16 protein-coding genes are annotated in these 16,832 nt (G+C 65.4%); 6 read left to right on the forward strand and 10 right to left on the reverse strand.

Annotated features, from left to right (window positions below):
• Nucleotides 1-143: 143 nt before the first annotated feature.
• Nucleotides 144-821: a TerC family protein gene (locus J2X57_RS08425; protein WP_036115371.1), complete on the forward strand. Its 678-nt coding sequence runs from the start codon at nucleotides 144-146 to the stop codon at nucleotides 819-821.
• Between the two features lie 89 nt (nucleotides 822-910).
• On the opposite strand, the gene J2X57_RS08430 is transcribed toward J2X57_RS08425, so the two are convergent.
• The 6 genes from J2X57_RS08430 to J2X57_RS08455 all read right to left on the reverse strand — a co-directional run bounded on the left by J2X57_RS08430 (nucleotide 911) and on the right by J2X57_RS08455 (nucleotide 5,924).
• Nucleotides 911-1,765, reverse strand: coding sequence for a hypothetical protein (locus J2X57_RS08430; protein ID WP_239708983.1), 855 nt, complete (start codon nucleotides 1,763-1,765; stop codon nucleotides 911-913).
• Nucleotides 1,766-1,918: 153 nt separating this feature from the next.
• The gene (locus J2X57_RS08435; RefSeq protein WP_309865769.1) at nucleotides 1,919-3,310 is read right to left on the reverse strand and encodes an acetate kinase; all 1,392 of its coding nucleotides are present in this window, start codon (nucleotides 3,308-3,310) and stop codon (nucleotides 1,919-1,921) included.
• A gap of 3 nt (nucleotides 3,311-3,313) precedes the next feature.
• Nucleotides 3,314-3,850, reverse strand: coding sequence for a hypothetical protein (locus J2X57_RS08440; protein ID WP_309865772.1), 537 nt, complete (start codon nucleotides 3,848-3,850; stop codon nucleotides 3,314-3,316).
• Nucleotides 3,847-4,530, reverse strand: coding sequence for a C39 family peptidase (locus J2X57_RS08445; protein WP_079522688.1), 684 nt, complete (start codon nucleotides 4,528-4,530; stop codon nucleotides 3,847-3,849). Before J2X57_RS08445 ends, J2X57_RS08440 begins: the two co-directional genes overlap by 4 nt.
• On the reverse strand, nucleotides 4,527-4,889 hold the full coding sequence (locus J2X57_RS08450) for a hypothetical protein (RefSeq protein ID WP_309865774.1): 363 nt from the start codon (nucleotides 4,887-4,889) through the stop codon (nucleotides 4,527-4,529). The genes J2X57_RS08445 and J2X57_RS08450 overlap by 4 nt, the downstream gene beginning before the upstream one ends.
• Before the next feature lie 87 nt (nucleotides 4,890-4,976).
• The gene (locus J2X57_RS08455; protein WP_036115382.1) at nucleotides 4,977-5,924 is read right to left on the reverse strand and encodes a hypothetical protein; all 948 of its coding nucleotides are present in this window, start codon (nucleotides 5,922-5,924) and stop codon (nucleotides 4,977-4,979) included.
• A 307-nt stretch (nucleotides 5,925-6,231) separates the two neighbouring features.
• Here J2X57_RS08455 and J2X57_RS08460 point away from each other — a divergent pair, with 307 nt between their 5' ends.
• A complete protein-coding gene (locus J2X57_RS08460) occupies nucleotides 6,232-8,250 on the forward strand; it encodes an NADPH-dependent 2,4-dienoyl-CoA reductase (RefSeq protein ID WP_309865776.1) in 2,019 nt (672 codons plus the stop codon).
• 161 nt (nucleotides 8,251-8,411) lie between these two features.
• Here the strand turns inward: J2X57_RS08460 and prpC are convergent, their stop codons facing one another.
• From prpC to J2X57_RS08475, 3 genes are all read right to left on the reverse strand, one after another.
• A complete protein-coding gene (gene prpC / locus J2X57_RS08465) occupies nucleotides 8,412-9,566 on the reverse strand; it encodes a 2-methylcitrate synthase (RefSeq protein WP_036115388.1) in 1,155 nt (384 codons plus the stop codon).
• 12 nt (nucleotides 9,567-9,578) lie between these two features.
• A complete protein-coding gene (prpB, locus tag J2X57_RS08470) occupies nucleotides 9,579-10,466 on the reverse strand; it encodes a methylisocitrate lyase (protein ID WP_090356023.1) in 888 nt (295 codons plus the stop codon).
• A gap of 77 nt (nucleotides 10,467-10,543) precedes the next feature.
• On the reverse strand, nucleotides 10,544-12,157 hold the full coding sequence (locus J2X57_RS08475) for an alpha/beta hydrolase-fold protein (protein ID WP_090356018.1): 1,614 nt from the start codon (nucleotides 12,155-12,157) through the stop codon (nucleotides 10,544-10,546).
• Between the two features lie 71 nt (nucleotides 12,158-12,228).
• On the opposite strand from J2X57_RS08475, the gene J2X57_RS08480 reads away from it, so the two are divergent.
• The 3 genes from J2X57_RS08480 to J2X57_RS08490 are packed head-to-tail and all read left to right on the forward strand — an operon-like array spanning nucleotide 12,229 to nucleotide 14,835.
• A complete protein-coding gene (locus J2X57_RS08480; RefSeq protein WP_239708976.1) occupies nucleotides 12,229-13,008 on the forward strand; it encodes a phosphatase PAP2 family protein in 780 nt (259 codons plus the stop codon).
• 40 nt (nucleotides 13,009-13,048) lie between these two features.
• Nucleotides 13,049-13,996, forward strand: coding sequence for a diacylglycerol kinase family protein (locus tag J2X57_RS08485; RefSeq protein ID WP_036115397.1), 948 nt, complete (start codon nucleotides 13,049-13,051; stop codon nucleotides 13,994-13,996).
• Nucleotides 13,993-14,835 (forward strand): metallophosphoesterase, encoded by an 843-nt coding sequence (locus tag J2X57_RS08490; RefSeq protein ID WP_309865785.1) that lies wholly within the window; start codon nucleotides 13,993-13,995, stop codon nucleotides 14,833-14,835. The genes J2X57_RS08485 and J2X57_RS08490 overlap by 4 nt, the downstream gene beginning before the upstream one ends.
• On the opposite strand, the gene J2X57_RS08495 is transcribed toward J2X57_RS08490, so the two are convergent.
• Nucleotides 14,826-15,632, reverse strand: a complete 807-nt coding sequence (locus tag J2X57_RS08495) for an SDR family oxidoreductase (protein ID WP_309865789.1) — start codon at nucleotides 15,630-15,632, stop codon at nucleotides 14,826-14,828. The two genes, J2X57_RS08490 and J2X57_RS08495, sit on opposite strands and share 10 nt — an antisense overlap.
• A gap of 165 nt (nucleotides 15,633-15,797) precedes the next feature.
• On the opposite strand from J2X57_RS08495, the gene J2X57_RS08500 reads away from it, so the two are divergent.
• On the forward strand, nucleotides 15,798-16,829 hold the full coding sequence (locus J2X57_RS08500; protein WP_090356006.1) for an oxidoreductase: 1,032 nt from the start codon (nucleotides 15,798-15,800) through the stop codon (nucleotides 16,827-16,829).
• Nucleotides 16,830-16,832 lie beyond the last annotated feature (3 nt).

Genomic DNA, 16,832 nt, shown 5'->3' on the forward strand with positions numbered 1-16,832 from the left:
GCGACGGTCGTCAATACGGGTGCCCCACGCACCCCGGTCGTCGCGGTGGCTTCCGTGCCAGGAACGAGACTTTTGTGGTGACGACGGGCGCGCGTGCCCGTCGCCGCCGCATTCGATCTCACCACGCGCGAAGGCCACCAAGCATGGATTTCCTGACTCCCGAATTTTTCTCCGGCCTCGCCGCCATCATCCTGCTGGACCTGGTCCTGGCCGGAGACAACGCGATCGTCATCGCCCTGGCGGCGCGCAACCTGCCCAAAGAGCTGCAGAAGAAGGCCGTGTTCTGGGGCACCTTCGGCGCCATCGCCCTGCGCATCCTGCTGACCTTCGCGGTCATCTGGCTGCTGAAGCTGCCCGGCCTGATGCTGGTCGGCGGTGCCCTGCTCATCCCGATCGCGTGGAAGCTGCTCAAGCACGACGACCACGACCCCGAGGTCAGCGCCGCGTCGGGCTTCTGGGCCGCCATCCGCACGATCGTCGTGGCCGATGCCCTGATGGGCCTGGACAACGTCCTGGCGATCGCCGGGGCGGCCAAGGGCCACATGGGTCTGGTCGTGCTCGGTCTGGCCATCAGCGTGCCGCTGGTGGTGTGGGGATCGACGCTCATCCTGAAACTGATTGAGCGCTTCCCTGTCGTGATTTACATCGGAGCCGCGGCCATCGCATGGACGGCGGCGCGCATGATCGCCCACGACGGTCTGGTGGCCCCCTGGTTCGATGCACGCCCCTGGGCGCCGTGGCTGCTTGACGCCGTGCTGGTCATCGGTATCTGTGGCGGCGGATGGCTCCGGGCCCGTCGCAACGCGGCGAAGCACGCCTGAGCGCTGAAAAAAAAAACGGGCCGCCCGAAGGCGGCCCAGGATTCCCCCCGGCGAGGCGGACGGCATCACGCCGCCCGCCAACCGGCTGGTCAGAAGCGGAAGCGGACGTAAGCGGCCGGTCCGTTGAGCTTCATGTCGAGGTCCAGGTCGTAACGGCTCTTGTCCTGGTTGAGCTTGATGCGGGTATAGGCGTATTCCGCACCGAAGCCGACGTTCTGCCACGGGAACCACTCGAGGCCGAGCGCGACGTCATAGATATGGCCGTTGAGCGAGCCACCGTTCTTCTTCACGCCCGACGCATTGAGGTACATGCGGAGCTGATCGCTGAACGCGTGACGCCAGCCGATCTGCAGGTTGGGCGCCCAGGCGTTGGTCTTGGTGGAGTTGCTGCTGGAGAAGTTCTGGCCGAATGCCGACGCGTTCGCGTCGATGCTGGCGTCGATCTTGTAGTACGCCGCGCCCAGACCCAGACCGAACACGTCGTTGCCCGTGCCGAACCACCACTTGTAGGCGGCGCTGCCGAAGGTGAACTTCAGGTCGCCCTTGACCTGCGCGGCCGCGCTGATCGGGTTGCCGAGGAAATTGATCTGCTCGTCCAGCGACTTGGAGTGCGAACGATCGACCTCGTAATAGTCGAACGCGAAGCCCTGGTGGGCGCCGATGAGGAAATCGAGGCGGACGCGCGGCACCGTCTTGTGCTTCTTGAAGTCGAGATCGTCTTCGAGATTGACGTCGCCGCTGGTATTCAGGATGCCGGTCTTCGCGCCGATCGTGGTGTCATTGTTGGTGTAGTAACCACCGACCCAGACGCTCACGTTATCGAGAGCCGGCGACTGCGACTTCTTCTCGCTGTCCTGCGCATGCGCGGCCGCACCGAAGGCGGCGAGCGAAGCGATGGCAAGACCCGCAGTGAACTTGCCGTAACGATTGTGACCAGTGCGCATGAACAAAACTCCCTGCAAATGTTTCAAGATTGTTAGTAACCCCCGATTGAAATCTTAACGAACGGTTGTGTGTGCGCGGCGTGCACGGGAACCTTCGCGTGTTTGAAACGCGAGGCTTTTTTTCATGAAATTCAGGTGAAAGTGCGACCGGCGTCACAAGGTGATGGGTAGGCGCACCGTAATCGTCGTATCCGGCGTATCGCGGGTAACACCGACACCGAGGGTGACGTTGAGCGTTTCTTTCGCGTTATAGCGATACGAACCGCCGATCAGCAGCGACCCCAGCGTCGCGCGCGCCGATCCCGGCAACGGATGCCCGTCCTGCTCCGTACGAGCCACGAAGGCCTGGTCGTAGCCGATACTGATCGACGCCTTTTCATTGAGCGACAGACCCATGCCGATGCTGATATCCGCGATATCGCCCGCTTTCACGTCGCCCAGAAACTGCTTTCCGGCAAGCAGGACGTTGCGGCTGACGTTCTTCCGCTCGAAGTTGTGCAAATAGCTGATGTTGCCGAAAAACACGACCGGATCGGACGGATACAGCCACGTCATGCCCAGCTGCGCCGAGTAGAAGCCCGACCCCGTCGGACTCTGCAACGGAAGCCCGGTGCCCGTGACATTTTGTACGCAGCGCGTCACACAGTCGCTGGTGACGTCGAACGGATCGCGGCCGGTGCGCGACTTTGCGCGGAACCAGCCGATGTAATACGGCTTGTCCGCACCGCCGTCGTTGATCTGGTAGCGCAACGTGGCCTCCACGTCGCCGATACCTTTGCCGCTGGTGGTAAAGAGATTGTCCTGTGCCGTCCCGGTGAAGATCTCCCGGCTGATCGTGTCGGTGTGCGTGTCCACGTAAGGCACGCGTATCTCCAGCTCCATGCGGTTGGTCAGCCCGTAGCGAAAGGCCAGCGCCCCGGTCTGCGTGGTCGTCTTGACCTGGCGCACATCGACCAGGCCGATGAGGATCGCGGGAATGACGGTGTAGCCCACCAACGCCACGCGGTCGCTCGATGAATAACCGTACTGGTACGACGGTTCGATGATGAGCTTGCCGCGTGGCGTGAGCACACCCGGCTGGTCGAAGATGGGCGCGACCTCGGGCGGCCTCTCGTCCTCTTCGGGTCGCTTGCCGACCGGCTGCGTCGCTACCGTCTGCGGGGATGTCGCCACCACGGGAGTCGACGGCGGAAGTCCGCCGGACCGGTCCTGCGGCAAGGGTGCCTGTGCATCCGGATCAGCGACCGCCAACGATCCGCCGCGTGCGTCCTCCAGGGCGTTCAGGCCGATCGCCTTGCGCAGGTCGTTGTACTGCACCTCCTGCGACGCCAGCTCGCGCTTCATCTGCTCGAGCTCCGCCAGCTGCTCGGCCATGCGGCTGCGCATCGCATCGATCTTCCGTCCCTGCGATTCGATCTTCTCGCGCAGCGCCGGATCCACCGCGGATTCCTGCGCGAGACACGCGCCGATCCACATCGGCAGCGCCGCAAGCGCCAGGGCGCCCACGCACGTTTTTGCCTGCATCACCCTGCCATTGCGATACATGCGTCAGTTCCCCCGAGATTGAATCGCCGCATCGTTGACCGACTCCGCCACACGCATGTTCTGCAGCATGCGTGCCGTGTTCACGGACGCATCGATCGTCGTGTTGGCCGTGATGGCCTGGTTGTCGAGCGAGTTCTGGATGACGAGACCCGGCGTTATCGAGTTCGGCAGGACCGCGGTGACGACCGCCGCGGCGGCTGGCGCAGGCGACACCACCGGCGCCTGACTCCCGATGCCACCGGCACCATTGGTGATGACCATGGTCTGCAGCGCGCTCTGCAGCGCCGTCGCCTGATCGTGGGTGATCGCGGCGACGTCCGGCACCGAGATGGTGGTGCGCAGCGCCTCCATGCCATTGATGAGTACCGTGCGCTGGAGCGCGAACGACACCTTGAGGTTGTCCCCGAGGTCGAAACCGCCGCGGATGCGGTCCAGCTCGGCGTCCGCCACGGCGCGGTTTACCGGAAAGTCCACCGCGTGCGCGCCGGCGCAGGCAAGTGCGTACGCGATCGGCAGCCGCCGGAAAAGTCGGGTGTTCATATGTCCCCCGGTCCGCGTTTGGGCATCACGATCGGCGCGAGCCCGTTACGCTCGATACCCCCGGAGATCGGTGCCGCGGGAGCGACCGCCCAGTCACGCGGACTGTTGAAGATGGCGCGGTCGCGTTCGTTGTGAATGACGAAAACGATGTGATTGGTCCACATCGCGTCGAAACGGCGCCTGGACATCGAGCGCGTTCCGCGTGCCGGGTCGCCGACCAGGACACGCCCGGCCTTGTACCCTTTCACCACCACGAAATGGTGATACCCGCGCTCGTTGATCAACACGATGGCAGGGATGCCGTCGTCGTCCAGTTTGTCGAGCGGGACGTCGAAACCATCCGCCTCGAAGCCGCGCGACGCGAGGAAGCGTTTGATGTCCAGCAGGGAGAATCCCTCGCGCCCGATCTTCGCGCGGTCGCCATTCGCGTACATCACGTCGAACGCGGATTGCTCGTCGACCGGATAACCGTACTGATACGTCAGCAACGTCGCCACCGCGGCCGACCCGCAGCTGAAGTCGTATTTCTGTCGGATGGTGTTGCGGAACCGCGCTTCCTTGAGGCTCGTCAGCCGGACCGGATACGACGTACCCTGACCGGTCTGCACGTCGGCCTTCATCGCGCTGACGGCGGGAGCCGGGAGCATGACGAGCAGGGCCAGCGCGCAGACGATCTTCATGGATTCATCCGCACGTTGACGATCGTGGAATTCTGGATCAACACGTTGTTGCCTGAGTTCTGGATCACCGTGGGTAAGCCCGCCGAGTTTCCGAACGCACTCCCCGACACGATGTTTCCGCCGCTTACGGTGTCCCGTGCCTCCGTGTCACTCATCGTCCCGTTGAGGGTCTGCTGACTGACATTGTTGGTGACGTTACTGCCGCCACTCATCGCCTCCAGCGCATCGACAGGGACCGCCGCGCTAAAGCCGGGCGGTGGCGCTTTTTCCGTTGGCGCGGCAGCTGCCGCCCCGCCGGTGCACGCGATACCGATGCAAGCCAGCACCGCGCACCTTCGATACAGGTAGTTCCGCCACATGGGTGCTCTCCTGAAGGTCGTTCGATGTCCCTTCGGATCGCCACGGGGCGACATGCGCCCCGTGACTCCCGTTACCCGCCCGATGCCTCAGGGCGACGAGCCCACGCTGAGATTGGCCTGGACGTTGACACCCTGCTGAATCAGCGACGCCGCGCCGCTGTTCTGCGCAAAGTTCGAGATCCCCGCCGCTGCCGCGCCCGCACTGCCCATGCTATTGGCCATGCTGAAGCTGCCCGCGTCCGCCATCGACGTACCGCCCGCGCCGCCCGCGCCACCGGTCGCGCCGGAACCCGCACCGCCCGTGCCGTCACCCGCCGCCGCGCCCGCACCTCCGGCGCCCGCGGCGGACGTCGCCGTGCCGCCCGCGCCGCCCGTTCCTGTCGATGCGCCACCCGCCGCCATGGCCGTGGCATCGCCCGACGTGCCCGCGCCACCGGTGCTCGCGCTCGCGCCACCCGTGCCGGCCGTGGAACCACCCGTCGGCGCACCGCCGCCCGCGCCGCGAGACCGCGCGGCACCGCCGTCACCGTTGGAGTTGCCGCCGTTGCCGGAGGCGTTCCCGCCTGCCGATGCGGTCAGGGAGCCCGCATCGCCACTGCTGGACGACGCACTGCCGTCGCCGCCGACCGCGCCGCGCGCACGCGCGTTGCCGCCGCTTCCGCCGGCTCCGCCGTCGCCGCCATATCCCGTGGCCCCGTAGCCGGCGCCGCCGGATCCACCGCGTCCACCGGCTGCGGATCCGTAGTTATAGGCGTTGTTGCCGATGCCACTGACGGTGACGCCGCTGACACTCCCGTTGAGCGTGGTGTCGGAAATGGCATTCGTCGTGTTGTACGAACCCCAGGTGGTGTTCGTCGTCGTGTTGCTGTGAGTCGAGCTATCGGAATAGGTCGAGCTGTCCGAGTACTGGTACGCCGTCGAGTTGCGTTGGGCGGTGGCGCCCGCTGCTCCGGTCTGGCTGCTGTCCTGGGCGACAGCGGGCAAAGCGAATCCGAGAGCGAGGCAGATCGCCGTGGCAATGAAGGTCTTACGCATGGGAAAGTCTCCTGTGAGCGACGCGAAACCCCTGTTTTCGTCGTGATCGCCGGGCGCCCTGCCAACGCGCCGGGTGACAAGACGGAGCAAGTTGCGTGCCTTGCGTCGTCGCTTGCGCGAGACCGTGTTCCCAGGCGGCTTCGGGCACTTTTCACACCTGAACGGACGACGCGATTTGTAACGGCCGCGATACACGCCGTAACGCCCATGGGTTAGCCCGGTCCGCGTCGGTCATTGCTGCGCCCGCCCTTGCTCCGCGCCCCCGATCCGGTGATCATTCGAACGATCGTTTGAACCGGATCCGACCGTGTCCTATCCCCACCTGCTCGCCCCGCTCGACCTCGGCTTCACCACCCTGCGCAACCGCGTGCTGATGGGCTCGATGCACACGGGCCTGGAGGACAAGGCGGCCGACTACGACAAGTTGGCGGCTTTTTTCGCCGAGCGTGCCCGCGGCGGCGTCGGCCTGATCGTCACCGGCGGCATCGCGCCCAACATCCAGGGCTGGCTGAAGCCGTTGTCGGGAACGATGTCGATGCCCTGGCACGTGGCGCGCCACCGCAAGGTCACCGCCGCCGTCCACGCGGAGGGCGGCAAGATCTGCATGCAGATTCTCCACGCCGGTCGCTACGCCTATCAGCCATTGTCCGTCGCGCCATCGAAGATCAAATCGCCGATCACGCCGTTCACGCCGAGGGCGCTCGGCACACGTGGCGTCGAGCGCACCATCGACGCCTTCGTCCGCAGCGCGAAGCTCGCCCGCGACGCTGGCTACGACGGCGTCGAGGTCATGGGCTCCGAGGGCTACCTCATCAACCAGTTCCTGACCGCGCGGACCAACAAGCGCACGGATCGCTGGGGTGGCTCGGCGGAAAATCGCATGCGCTTCCCCATCGAGATCGTGCGGCGTATGCGTGAGGCGGTGGGCAAGGACTTCATCATCATTTACCGGCTCTCGATGCTCGACCTCGTCGACGATGCTCAGCCGTGGGCGGATATCGTCACGCTCGGCAAGGCCATCGAAGCCGCCGGGGCGACCATCATCAACACGGGCATCGGCTGGCACGAGGCGCGCATCCCCACCATCGTGACCAGTGTGCCGCGTGGCGCCTTTTCATGGGTCACGCGCCGCATGAAAGGCGAAGTCGGCATTCCGCTGGTGACCACCAACCGCATCAACATGCCCGATGTCGCCGAACGGATTCTTGCCGACGGCGATGCGGACATGGTGTCGATGGCACGCCCCCTGCTCGCCGACCCGGAGTGGGTGAACAAGGCGCGCGCCTCACGCCCGCAGACCATCAACACCTGCATCGCCTGCAACCAGGCCTGCCTCGACCACGTGTTCGAGAATCGCCGCGCGTCGTGTCTGGTCAACCCGCGTGCCTGCCATGAAACCGAACTGAAGATTCTCCCCACCACCGCGAAAAAACGCGTCGCCGTGGTAGGCGCCGGTCCGGCGGGCCTCGCCGCCGCCACGACACTGGCCGAGCGCGGACACGCCGTCACGCTGTTCGATCGGGCCCACGAGATCGGCGGTCAGTTCAACATGGCCAAACGCATTCCGGGCAAGGAAGAATTCCAGGAAACCCTGCGCTACTTCGATCACCGCCTGACGGAAACGGGCGTCACGCGCCAGCTTGGCGCCGATGCCAGCGTGGACACGCTGGCGGCTGGAGGATTCGACACCGTGATTCTCGCTACCGGCGTGTTGCCCCGCCCCTTGTCGATTCCCGGAGCCGATCATCGCAAGGTGCTCAGCTACCTCGACGTGCTTCACGGCAATGCGCCGGTCGGCGGCAAAGTGGCCGTGATCGGAGCCGGCGGTATCGGCTTCGATGTCTCCGAATTTCTCACCGAAGAAATCCCCTCCCCCACCACGGACATCGCGCGCTGGACGAAGGAGTGGGGCGTCGACATGACGATGGCGACGCCGGGAGGATTGATGCCGGCGCAGCCTGAGAAGCCCGAACGCGACGTGTGGCTGCTGCAGCGCAGTGCGGAACGCCCCGGCGCCCGTCTCAACAAGACCTCCGGCTGGGTGCACCGCGCGACGCTGAAGAACAAGCGCGTGAAGATGATCGGCGGCGTGACCTATGAACGCATCGACGATGCCGGACTGCACGTGATCATCGACGGACAGCCGCAGGTGCTCGAGGTGGACAACATCATCGTATGCGCAGGGCAGGAGCCGAACCGTGCCCTGCACGATGCGTTGCTGGAGCGCGGTATCGACGTGCGACTCGTCGGTGGCGCGGATGTCGCGGCCGAACTGGATGCCAAGCGGGCGATCGACCGGGCGACGCGGATGGCGGCGGAGATCTGAGGTTGTCCGCGGAGTAGCCGGGGCGCGGCGTCATCGCGCTGTTGGCCTTTCGCGCGCAGGGCGCGCTCCTACAATGCGGCTCTCGTAGGAGCGAGAACGCGGCTTCGGTAGGAGCGCGCCCCGCGCGCGAATCAATACCGACGCGGCAACGCCGCCTCGATTCAGCGCTTCTCGATCGGCGTGTACACCTGGTCTTCCGGCCCCGTGTAATTCGCGCTCGGACGAATGATCTTGCCGTCCTGACGCTGCTCGATCACATGGGCGCTCCAGCCCGACGTACGCGCGATGACGAACAACGGCGTGAACATCGCCGTCGGCACGCCCATCATGTGGTACGCCGACGCCGAGTACCAGTCGAGGTTGGGGAACATCTTTTTCAGATCCCACATCAGTTTCTCGATCTTCTCCGACACCTCGAACAGGCGCGGATTGCCACCGTCGGTGCAGAGCTTGCGCGCGATTTCCTTGATGATCTCGTTGCGCGGATCGGACACGGTGTACACCGGATGCCCGAATCCGATGATGATCTCCTTCCGCTCCACGCGCGCACGGATATCGGCTTCCGCCTCACCGGCGTCGCGGTAGCGCGCGATGATTTCCATCGCGACCTCGTTGGCACCGCCGTGCTTGGGACCGCGCAGCGCACCGATGGCGCCGGTGATGGCCGAATACATGTCCGAACCGGTACCGGCGATGACACGCGCCGCAAACGTGCTGGCGTTGAACTCATGCTCGGCATACAGCACCAGCGAACGGTCGAGCGCGTGCGAGTGCAGATCGCTCGGCTTGCGACCGTGCAGCAGATGCAGGAAGTGCCCGGCGATGGAGTCGTCTTCGGTCTCCGTCTCGATGCGCTTGCCGTTGTGGCTGAAGTGGTACCAGTACAGCAGGATCGAACCGAAGCTCGCCATGAGACGATCGGCGATGTCGCGCGCGCCCGTCACATTGTGATCGTCCTTCTCCGGCAGCACGGTGCCGAGCACCGACGCACCGGTGCGCATCACGTCCATCGGATGCGTGGCCGCCGGCAGCAGTTCCAGCGAGGCCTTGACCGGCGCGGGCAAACCGCGCAGGCGCTTCAGCTTGGCCCGGTAGGCGTTGAGCTCCATCCAGTTCGGCAAGACGCCATGAACGAGAAGGTAGGCCACTTCTTCGAACGAGCCCTTCGCGGCGAGGTCGTGGATGTCGTAACCACGGTAGTGCAGGTCATTGCCGCTGCGGCCGACCGTGCACAGCGCGGTATTGCCGGCGGCGATGCCGGACAATGCGACGGATTTCTTCGGCTTCGGGCCGGTGGTGGTTGCGGTGTCGCTCATGAGTGACTCTCCTTAACCCTTCTTAGAGAACAGCGCGTCGAGGTGACGCTCGTATTCGTGGTAGCCGATGCGGTCGTACAGTTCTTCGCGCGTCTGCATCGTGTCGATGACGTTGCGCTGGTGACCGTCGCGGCGGATGCTGGTGTACACGTTCTCGGCGGCCTTGTTCATGGCGCGGAACGCGGAAAGCGGATACAGGACGATGCCGACGCCGACACTCCCTAGCTCTTCGGTGCTGAACAGCGGCGTCTGGCCGAACTCCGTGATATTGGCCAGCACGGGCACGTTGACCGCATCGACGAAACGCTTGTACGTCGGCAGGTCGTAGGCGGCCTCGGCGAAGATCGCGTCGGCGCCCGCTTCCACGCAGGCGATGGCACGGTCGATGGCGGCATCCACGCCGAGCACGGCGATGGCATCGGTGCGCGCGATCAGGAAGAAGTCCGGATCGGTCTTCGCATCGGCGGCGGCCTTGACGCGATCGGCCATTTCCTCGGTCGTGACGATTTCCTTGCCGGGCCGGTGACCGCAGCGCTTCGCGCCGACCTGGTCTTCGATGTGGCAGGCGGCGGCGCCAAACTTGATCAGGCTTTTGACGGTGCGCGCGATATTGAACGCGCTCGGGCCGAACCCCGTGTCGATATCGACCATCAACGGCAGGTCGCACACATCGGTGATGCGACGCACGTCGGTGAGTACGTCGTCCAGCGTGTTGATGCCGAGGTCGGGAAGGCCCAGCGAACCCGCCGCCACACCGCCGCCGGAAAGGTAGATCGCGCGAAACCCGGCGCGCTTCGCCAGCAACGCGTGGTTGGCGTTGATCGCGCCAATGACCTGCAGGGGCTGTTCCGCCGCAAGCGCGGCACGGAAGCGGCCGCCGGCCGAGGGAAGCTGCGCCATGAAACTCTCCGGGGCAAAGACCGGCATTTTAGCCCAGCCCGTGGTGAAGGCCTTGCTGCGTCGCGGCGTGACAGGCCTCAACCTCCGGGCTTGCCCTGCCCCGGCCGCGCTACCCCGTACATCTCCCAGGCGATCTTCTTCAGCAACGCCTGCCGGTCATCCCCTTCGGTATAGAGGTCGAAATGCGTCTTTCCGGGCAGGAACCGGAAATCGCTCTTCGCGTGCAGGCCGTCGAGCGTGTCCTTGAGTAACTTCGCCGACCCATCGAGGTAGAACGTGTCGGCCGTGCCGACGATCAGGTGGATCTTTCCGTCCAGGTCGGGCCTGAGCGACGGCCACTGTGTGCGCATGCGCTGGGCGATGTCGTAATGGTCGCGCCAGTACGCGACGACATTCGCATCGATCGCGCCGGTATCGCGATTGAACATCGGCTGCGGCCGTCCGTCGGCGCCGCGCGGCGAGAACACCCACTCGAACGATGCCAGCTGGCCACCATAGGCGCCGAGCACGCGCTCGAGATGCGCGAAGGTCTCGAACGTGGCGATCACCTTGCCCTTGTCTCGGATCAGCGGGTACGGCGTGCCATCGGCCGCCTTATAGGCGTTGGCGTGAGGCGCGTAGAGGTCGATGCCGGTGAAGTCGTGGAAATCGCTCGGATCCGGAGAGGTCGACCAGGTGCCGCCGAACACCTTCGGATAACGCGTCTGCAGCCACAGCGTGGCCCAGCCGCCGGACGAATGACCATTGAGGAAGCGACCGCTCACCCTGGCGTCCATCTTGTAGCGGGCCTCCAGCCACGGGATGTATTCCGTGGTCAGCGCCTGGCCCCACGGACCGTTGTTCACCGAATCGGCGAATTCGTGCGTACCCGTAGGACCGGATTCATCGAGCAGGACCCAGATCATCGGTGGCATCTGATTGTTGGCCATGGCCGACCATACCGACGCGATGGTCCCCGTGAACCGGTCGAAGCCACCCCCGAAGCCGTGTGTCAGATAGACCGTGGGATAACGTGTCGAGGCTTTGGGGTCATAGCCGGGCGGCGTGACGACCCAGGCACGGATCGACAGGGGGCGACCGGCGAAAGCCGTCAGAGCGGGACTCTCGAACACCTCCGCATGCGCATGCTTGCGCGCCTCGGGCAGCGCGTCGCGGATTGCCTGCGGTGCCGCCGGCGGCAGGTTCCAGGGGTCCTTCGCGGGCACGGTGGTATCGAGAGTGAGCGTGGGCAGGCTACCGCCCGGCGTCAGCCTGACGGCCGTGACCGGGCTGATCAGATCGCCGGCATGGCGTCCGCTGTAGTTGTAGTCATGCCCCACGTCGAGCACCGCCTGGAAAAGGTAATCGCCTGGCGGAAGGCTCGAAAAGCCCGCGGGGAACGCCTCGCCGTCCGTGTCGAGGTCGACCGTCTGGCCGCCACCGATCCAGCCGACGTCCCTGGCCGCGACCGACACCGCGGTCGGCTGGAATGGGTTGGTGTCCACTTCTTCCGCCTTGCCGTCTTTCGCAGCCGAAGCGGGCATGGCGAACAGGATCAGACGGCCGGAAGTGCCCTGGCTTGCCGCCGGCAGGCCGACGCGCACGATGCGATGCGCCAGCGGCGCGCCGTCGGCATGAACGGCGGAGGCGGCGCCAGCGAGAAGGGCCAGCGCGAGCACCGCGCGAGCCAACGAAACCTTCGACATGTTCATCCCCTTTTCGGGCCGCGAGGTCGCGGCGTGGCAACATGCCCGATCCTGCCATGAGACGAGGAGCGATCGCAGTGCCATTGGATTGGATCAGTCGCCACGCCCTATCGGTCTGGGCGCTCCTTCTGGTCGCCGCCCTGCTGGGCGCCGACGTGGCGTGGCGCCGCGCCGTGCGGCGGCGGGAAGGACTGGACCCGGCGGCCCGCGCCTTCCTGCGCCCCACGACCGCCATGGTCGTCATCGTCGCCATGCTGGTGATCGCCACGGCGATCGCGGTGGAGGTTCGCGAGCAGGCAGGCCTGACCGTCTTCGACGCCAGCCTCGCCGCCGACCTGCGCGCCAACCTGCCCCTGCCCGTGCTGCGTGCGATCGCCTGGGTCACCCATACGGGCGATCCCGTCGTCGTCGGCGTGGCCACGGGCGTCGTCTTCCTCGCGCTGTTGCTTCGCCGGCACGTGCGCCTCGCCATCACCTGGATCGCCACGCTGGTCGGCACCGCCGCGATCAACAGTGCGCTCAAGGGCTGGTTCCAGCGCGAACGGCCGCTGCACGACCATGGCTTCATCGTCGAACACAGTTACAGCTTTCCCAGTGGCCATGCATCGGGGTCGATGGTGTTCTACGGCATGCTCGCGTATGTCCTGCTGGTGCTTTGCCCACCTCGCTGGCACCGGCTCATCGTGATCGCTGCCGTGGCCATGATCACGGTGGTCGGTATCAGCCGCATCCTGCTCCAGGTGCATTACTTCAGCGACGTGATGGCGGGATACGCCACGGGCCTTGCCTGGGTCACGCTGTGTGTCGGCAGCGCGGAATACCTCCGCCTTCGCGAGGGCCGGCAGGCCAGGACGTAATTTCATGCGGCCGTAACGAGGCGAATGCTTCGATCCAGCGATGTCCAGTCCAGTCTCTTTCGCCATTGTCATGAATGCCGGCTCCGGCCGACAGGACGCCGCGGCGGCACGCGACGAGATCGCCTCGATTCTCGATGCCGCCGGACATCCTCATGCGTTTTTTCTCATCGACGACGAGCACGACATCGTGGACGTCGTCCGCGACGCCGCCGCGTACGCCAGCGAGCAGGGTGGCGCGATCGTGGCCGCGGGCGGCGACGGCACCATCAACTGCGTTGCCGCCGCGGCGTGGCGCGAACAGCTGACCATGGGCATCCTGCCGCAAGGTACCTTCAACTTCGTCGGCCGGACGCACGGCATTCCGACGGACACCCGCGGCGCCGCCGAGGCGCTCGTGCGGTCTACGCCGATTAACGCGCAGATCGGCATGGTCAACGATCGCGTGTTCCTGGTGAATGCGAGCCTCGGTCTCTATCCGCAGGTGCTCGAAGACCGCGAGACGTGGAAACAGCGTTTCGGCCGGCACCGCATCGTCGCCTTGTGGTCGGGCCTGTCGACGCTGATGAAGGGTTTCCGGCCGCTTCGCGTCGAAGTAACCGACGGCACGCGGTCGCGTCAGCTGCGAACGCCGACACTGTTCGTCGGTAACAATGCGCTGCAGCTGGAGAAAATCGGTCTGCCCGAGGCGGTGGACGTGCATCGCAACGATGGCACGCTGGCCGGACTCGTGCTCAAGCCCATCGGCAAGCTCACCATGCTCCGCCTCATACTCAGCGGCGCCCTGGGCAAACTCGGCGAAGCGGACGACGTCGTCAGCTTTCCGTTTCGCGAGATCACCGTCAAACCGAAACACCACCGGGCGAAGATCAAGGTGGCCGTCGACGGCGAGATCGTCTGGCTCGATCCGCCTATCGTCTTCCGCGCCGCGCCGCGCCCGCTCGTGCTGCTTACCCATGGTGAACGCCAGCCAGGGGAGGATCCGGGTTGAGCACGCTGGTACAGATTTCCGATACGCACTTCGGCACCGAGCGTCCCGACGTGGTGTCGGCACTGAGCGAACTGATCATCTCGATGCGGCCGGATCTCGTCATACTTTCCGGTGACGTGACGCAGCGCGCGCGGCGCAGCCAGTTCGATGCCGCCCGCCGTTTCATCGACGGCTACGGGCGCCCTACCCTTGTGATTCCGGGGAACCACGACGTCCCGTTGTTGAACGTCTTCGCACGCGCCTTCGATCCGTTCGGTGGTTTCAGCCGCGTCTTCGGGGCGAACCTGGAACCCGGGCACACGGACGACGCGTTGCTGGTCATCGGCGTCAATACCGTCCGGGCGCACCGGCACAAGAACGGCGAGGTATCCGATGCGCAGATCGAACGCGTCAGCCAGCGGCTACGCGAAGCCACCGTCGATCAGTTGCGCGTCGTCGTAACGCACCAGCCGGTCCATGTGATACGGGAGAAGGACGTCGAGAACCTTCTGATCAACCATGAGCGCGCGATCGCCGCCTGGGCCACCGCCGGCGCGGACCTTGTGCTCGGCGGACACATCCACCTGCCTTATGTCAGGCCGCTCAATACCGAAAAGCGTGCACTGTCCAGTGAGTTGTGGTCGGTACAGGCGGGCACGGCGTTGTCGACGCGCATTCGCGAGGGAATCAGCAACTCTTTCAATGTCATTCGCCACGACCCGACCACCGATCGCTCAACATGCGTGGTCGAGCAATGGGATTACAACGAGGCCAACGGGCGCTTCGATCCCGGCGGGAAGACGACCGTGCCTCTTCAGCGGTACAGCGGCATCCCATCGTCGGCAGGGCTTCAGACGTAATGCATCTTCCGCGCAACCCCACCGTCGACGGTGAAGTTCTCGCCGGTGATAAACCCCGCCTGCGACGACAGCAGAAATACCGCCAGCGCACCGATGTCCGGCGGGATACCCGCCCGCCCGACCGGGTGCTGCGCATGATCCGCCGCTGACAGCTTCGGCCTATGGCGCGCCGATGGCTTCTTCCAGTCATCCACCACGATCCACCCCGGATTGATCGCATTGACGCGAACCGGTCCCACACTGATCGCGAGCGCGTGCGTCAACGCGACGATGCCGCCCTTGCTCGCCGCATAGGCTTCCGTGTCAGGCTCGGACTGGTGCGCGCGCGACGAGGAAATATTGACGATGGCGCCGTTGCTCTTTTTCAACGCCGGCAAGGCGTGCTTGCTGCAGAGAAAGGTCCCACCGAGGTTCGTATCGATGCGCCGCTTCCATTCGGTCCAGTCGAGCTTCTCGATCGGACCGTTCACAGGGTTGGCGATGCCTGCGTTATTGACCAGGCCATCGATGCGACCGAAGCGTCGCAATGACGAGGCCACGAAACGCCTGACACTCGCTTCCTTCGCGACATCCAGCACGAGAAACGCGGCGCGCTCGCCCGCGTCCCATTCGTCGATACAGGCCTTGCCGGCTTCGGCATCCAGATCGCCGATGACCACGGAGCCACCGGCGGCCAGTACCGCTTCCGCGATGCCCTTGCCCACACCCTGCGCGCCGCCGGTCACCAATACGACCTTGCCGGGCCACTCACTCGTCGCGGCGGAGGGTATAGGCGCGGCTTTCTTTGCTGCCACCATGGGTCATGTCTCTTATGGGAGTTCGCCGCCGATGCTCTGCGTCGCCCCGTGCAGGGAACGTCACGCTGGGCAACGATCAGAGGCGACAGAAAACCGCGAATTCCTGAACGAAACGCTCAGGCGGCTCGCGCTACGCTTGTTGACAGGACTACCTCAGGAACGACTATGCAACCGATTCCCACCGGCCTCATCGGCTATGGCACAGCAGGTGCCTTCTTCCATGCGCCACTGATCGCCGCGGCGGAAGGCCTTCGTCTCGCCGCCATCGGCAGTCGCCGTGCGGAACAGATCGCCCGCGACTTTCCCGAGGCCACGGCGTATGAACATCCTCACGACCTGATCGCGGACCCGTCGCTGGAGCTGATCGTGATCGCTTCGCCCAACGAGAGCCATGCGCCACTGGCGCGTGCCGCGCTGGAAGCAGGCAAGCATGTCGTGGTGGACAAGCCGTTCACGCTGAACGCCGCCGAGGCCGATGCCCTGATCGCGCTGGCCGACCGCGTGGACCGCCGCCTTTCCGTCTTCCAGAACCGTCGCTGGGACAACGATTTCCTGACCGTTCGTCGCCTCGTCGACGACGGCCGCCTCGGCGAGGTCGTCTACTTCGAGGCGCACTTCGATCGCTTCCGCCCCGAGATCAAGCAGGGGTGGCGCGAGACCGAGGTCGCGGGATCCGGCCTGCTCTATGACCTTGGCGCGCACCTGATCGACCAGGCCCTGGTGTTGTTCGGCCTGCCTCAGGCGATCACCGCGGATGTCGCGCGCCAGCGCGCAGCCGCAAAGGTGGATGACTACTTCCATCTCGTGCTCGATTACGGCCATCGGCGCGCGGTGTTGCATGCGTCGGTCATGGTCCGCGACCCGGGCCCGCGCTATCTCGTCCACGGCGATGGCGGCAGCTTCGTGAAGTACGGCATCGACGGCCAGGAAGCCGCGCTTCGTGAGGGCCGCCGCCCGGGCGGCGCGAACTGGGGCGAGGACGAGCCGGCGTCGTTCGGCCGGTTCACCGATGCCGATGGCAGCACCACGGTGATCGATACCCTGCCCGGCCGTTACACGGCGTATTACGAAGGTGTGGCCGCGGCGATTCGCGAGGGTGCGACCTTGCCGGTCGCCGCACGCGAGGCCCGCGATGTCATCCGGGTGATCGAGGCGGCGCAGCTGAGTGCACGCGAGCGGCGGACGGTGTCGCTCTGACCC

The organism is Luteibacter sp. 1214 (assembly GCF_031455395.1).
GTDB lineage: Bacteria > Pseudomonadota > Gammaproteobacteria > Xanthomonadales > Rhodanobacteraceae > Luteibacter > Luteibacter mycovicinus.

Bases quoted from the DNA above. Each gene is read 5' to 3' on its own strand.
- prpB (WP_090356023.1), bottom strand. From the start codon at position 10,466: ATGGCGCAGCTTCCCTCGGCCGGCGGCCGCTTCCGTGCCGCGCTTGCG.
- J2X57_RS08455 (WP_036115382.1), bottom strand. From the start codon at position 5,924: ATGCGTAAGACCTTCATTGCCACGGCGATCTGCCTCGCTCTCGGATTC.
- J2X57_RS08500 (WP_090356006.1), top strand. From the start codon at position 15,798: ATGCAACCGATTCCCACCGGCCTCATCGGCTATGGCACAGCAGGTGCC.
- J2X57_RS08495 (WP_309865789.1), bottom strand. From the start codon at position 15,632: ATGGTGGCAGCAAAGAAAGCCGCGCCTATACCCTCCGCCGCGACGAGT.
- J2X57_RS08435 (WP_309865769.1), bottom strand. From the start codon at position 3,310: ATGTATCGCAATGGCAGGGTGATGCAGGCAAAAACGTGCGTGGGCGCC.
- J2X57_RS08430 (WP_239708983.1), bottom strand. From the start codon at position 1,765: ATGCGCACTGGTCACAATCGTTACGGCAAGTTCACTGCGGGTCTTGCC.
- J2X57_RS08440 (WP_309865772.1), bottom strand. From the start codon at position 3,850: ATGAACACCCGACTTTTCCGGCGGCTGCCGATCGCGTACGCACTTGCC.
- J2X57_RS08485 (WP_036115397.1), top strand. From the start codon at position 13,049: ATGTCCAGTCCAGTCTCTTTCGCCATTGTCATGAATGCCGGCTCCGGC.
- J2X57_RS08475 (WP_090356018.1), bottom strand. From the start codon at position 12,157: ATGAACATGTCGAAGGTTTCGTTGGCTCGCGCGGTGCTCGCGCTGGCC.
- prpC (WP_036115388.1), bottom strand. From the start codon at position 9,566: ATGAGCGACACCGCAACCACCACCGGCCCGAAGCCGAAGAAATCCGTC.
- J2X57_RS08450 (WP_309865774.1), bottom strand. From the start codon at position 4,889: ATGTGGCGGAACTACCTGTATCGAAGGTGCGCGGTGCTGGCTTGCATC.
- J2X57_RS08445 (WP_079522688.1), bottom strand. From the start codon at position 4,530: ATGAAGATCGTCTGCGCGCTGGCCCTGCTCGTCATGCTCCCGGCTCCC.
- J2X57_RS08425 (WP_036115371.1), top strand. From the start codon at position 144: ATGGATTTCCTGACTCCCGAATTTTTCTCCGGCCTCGCCGCCATCATC.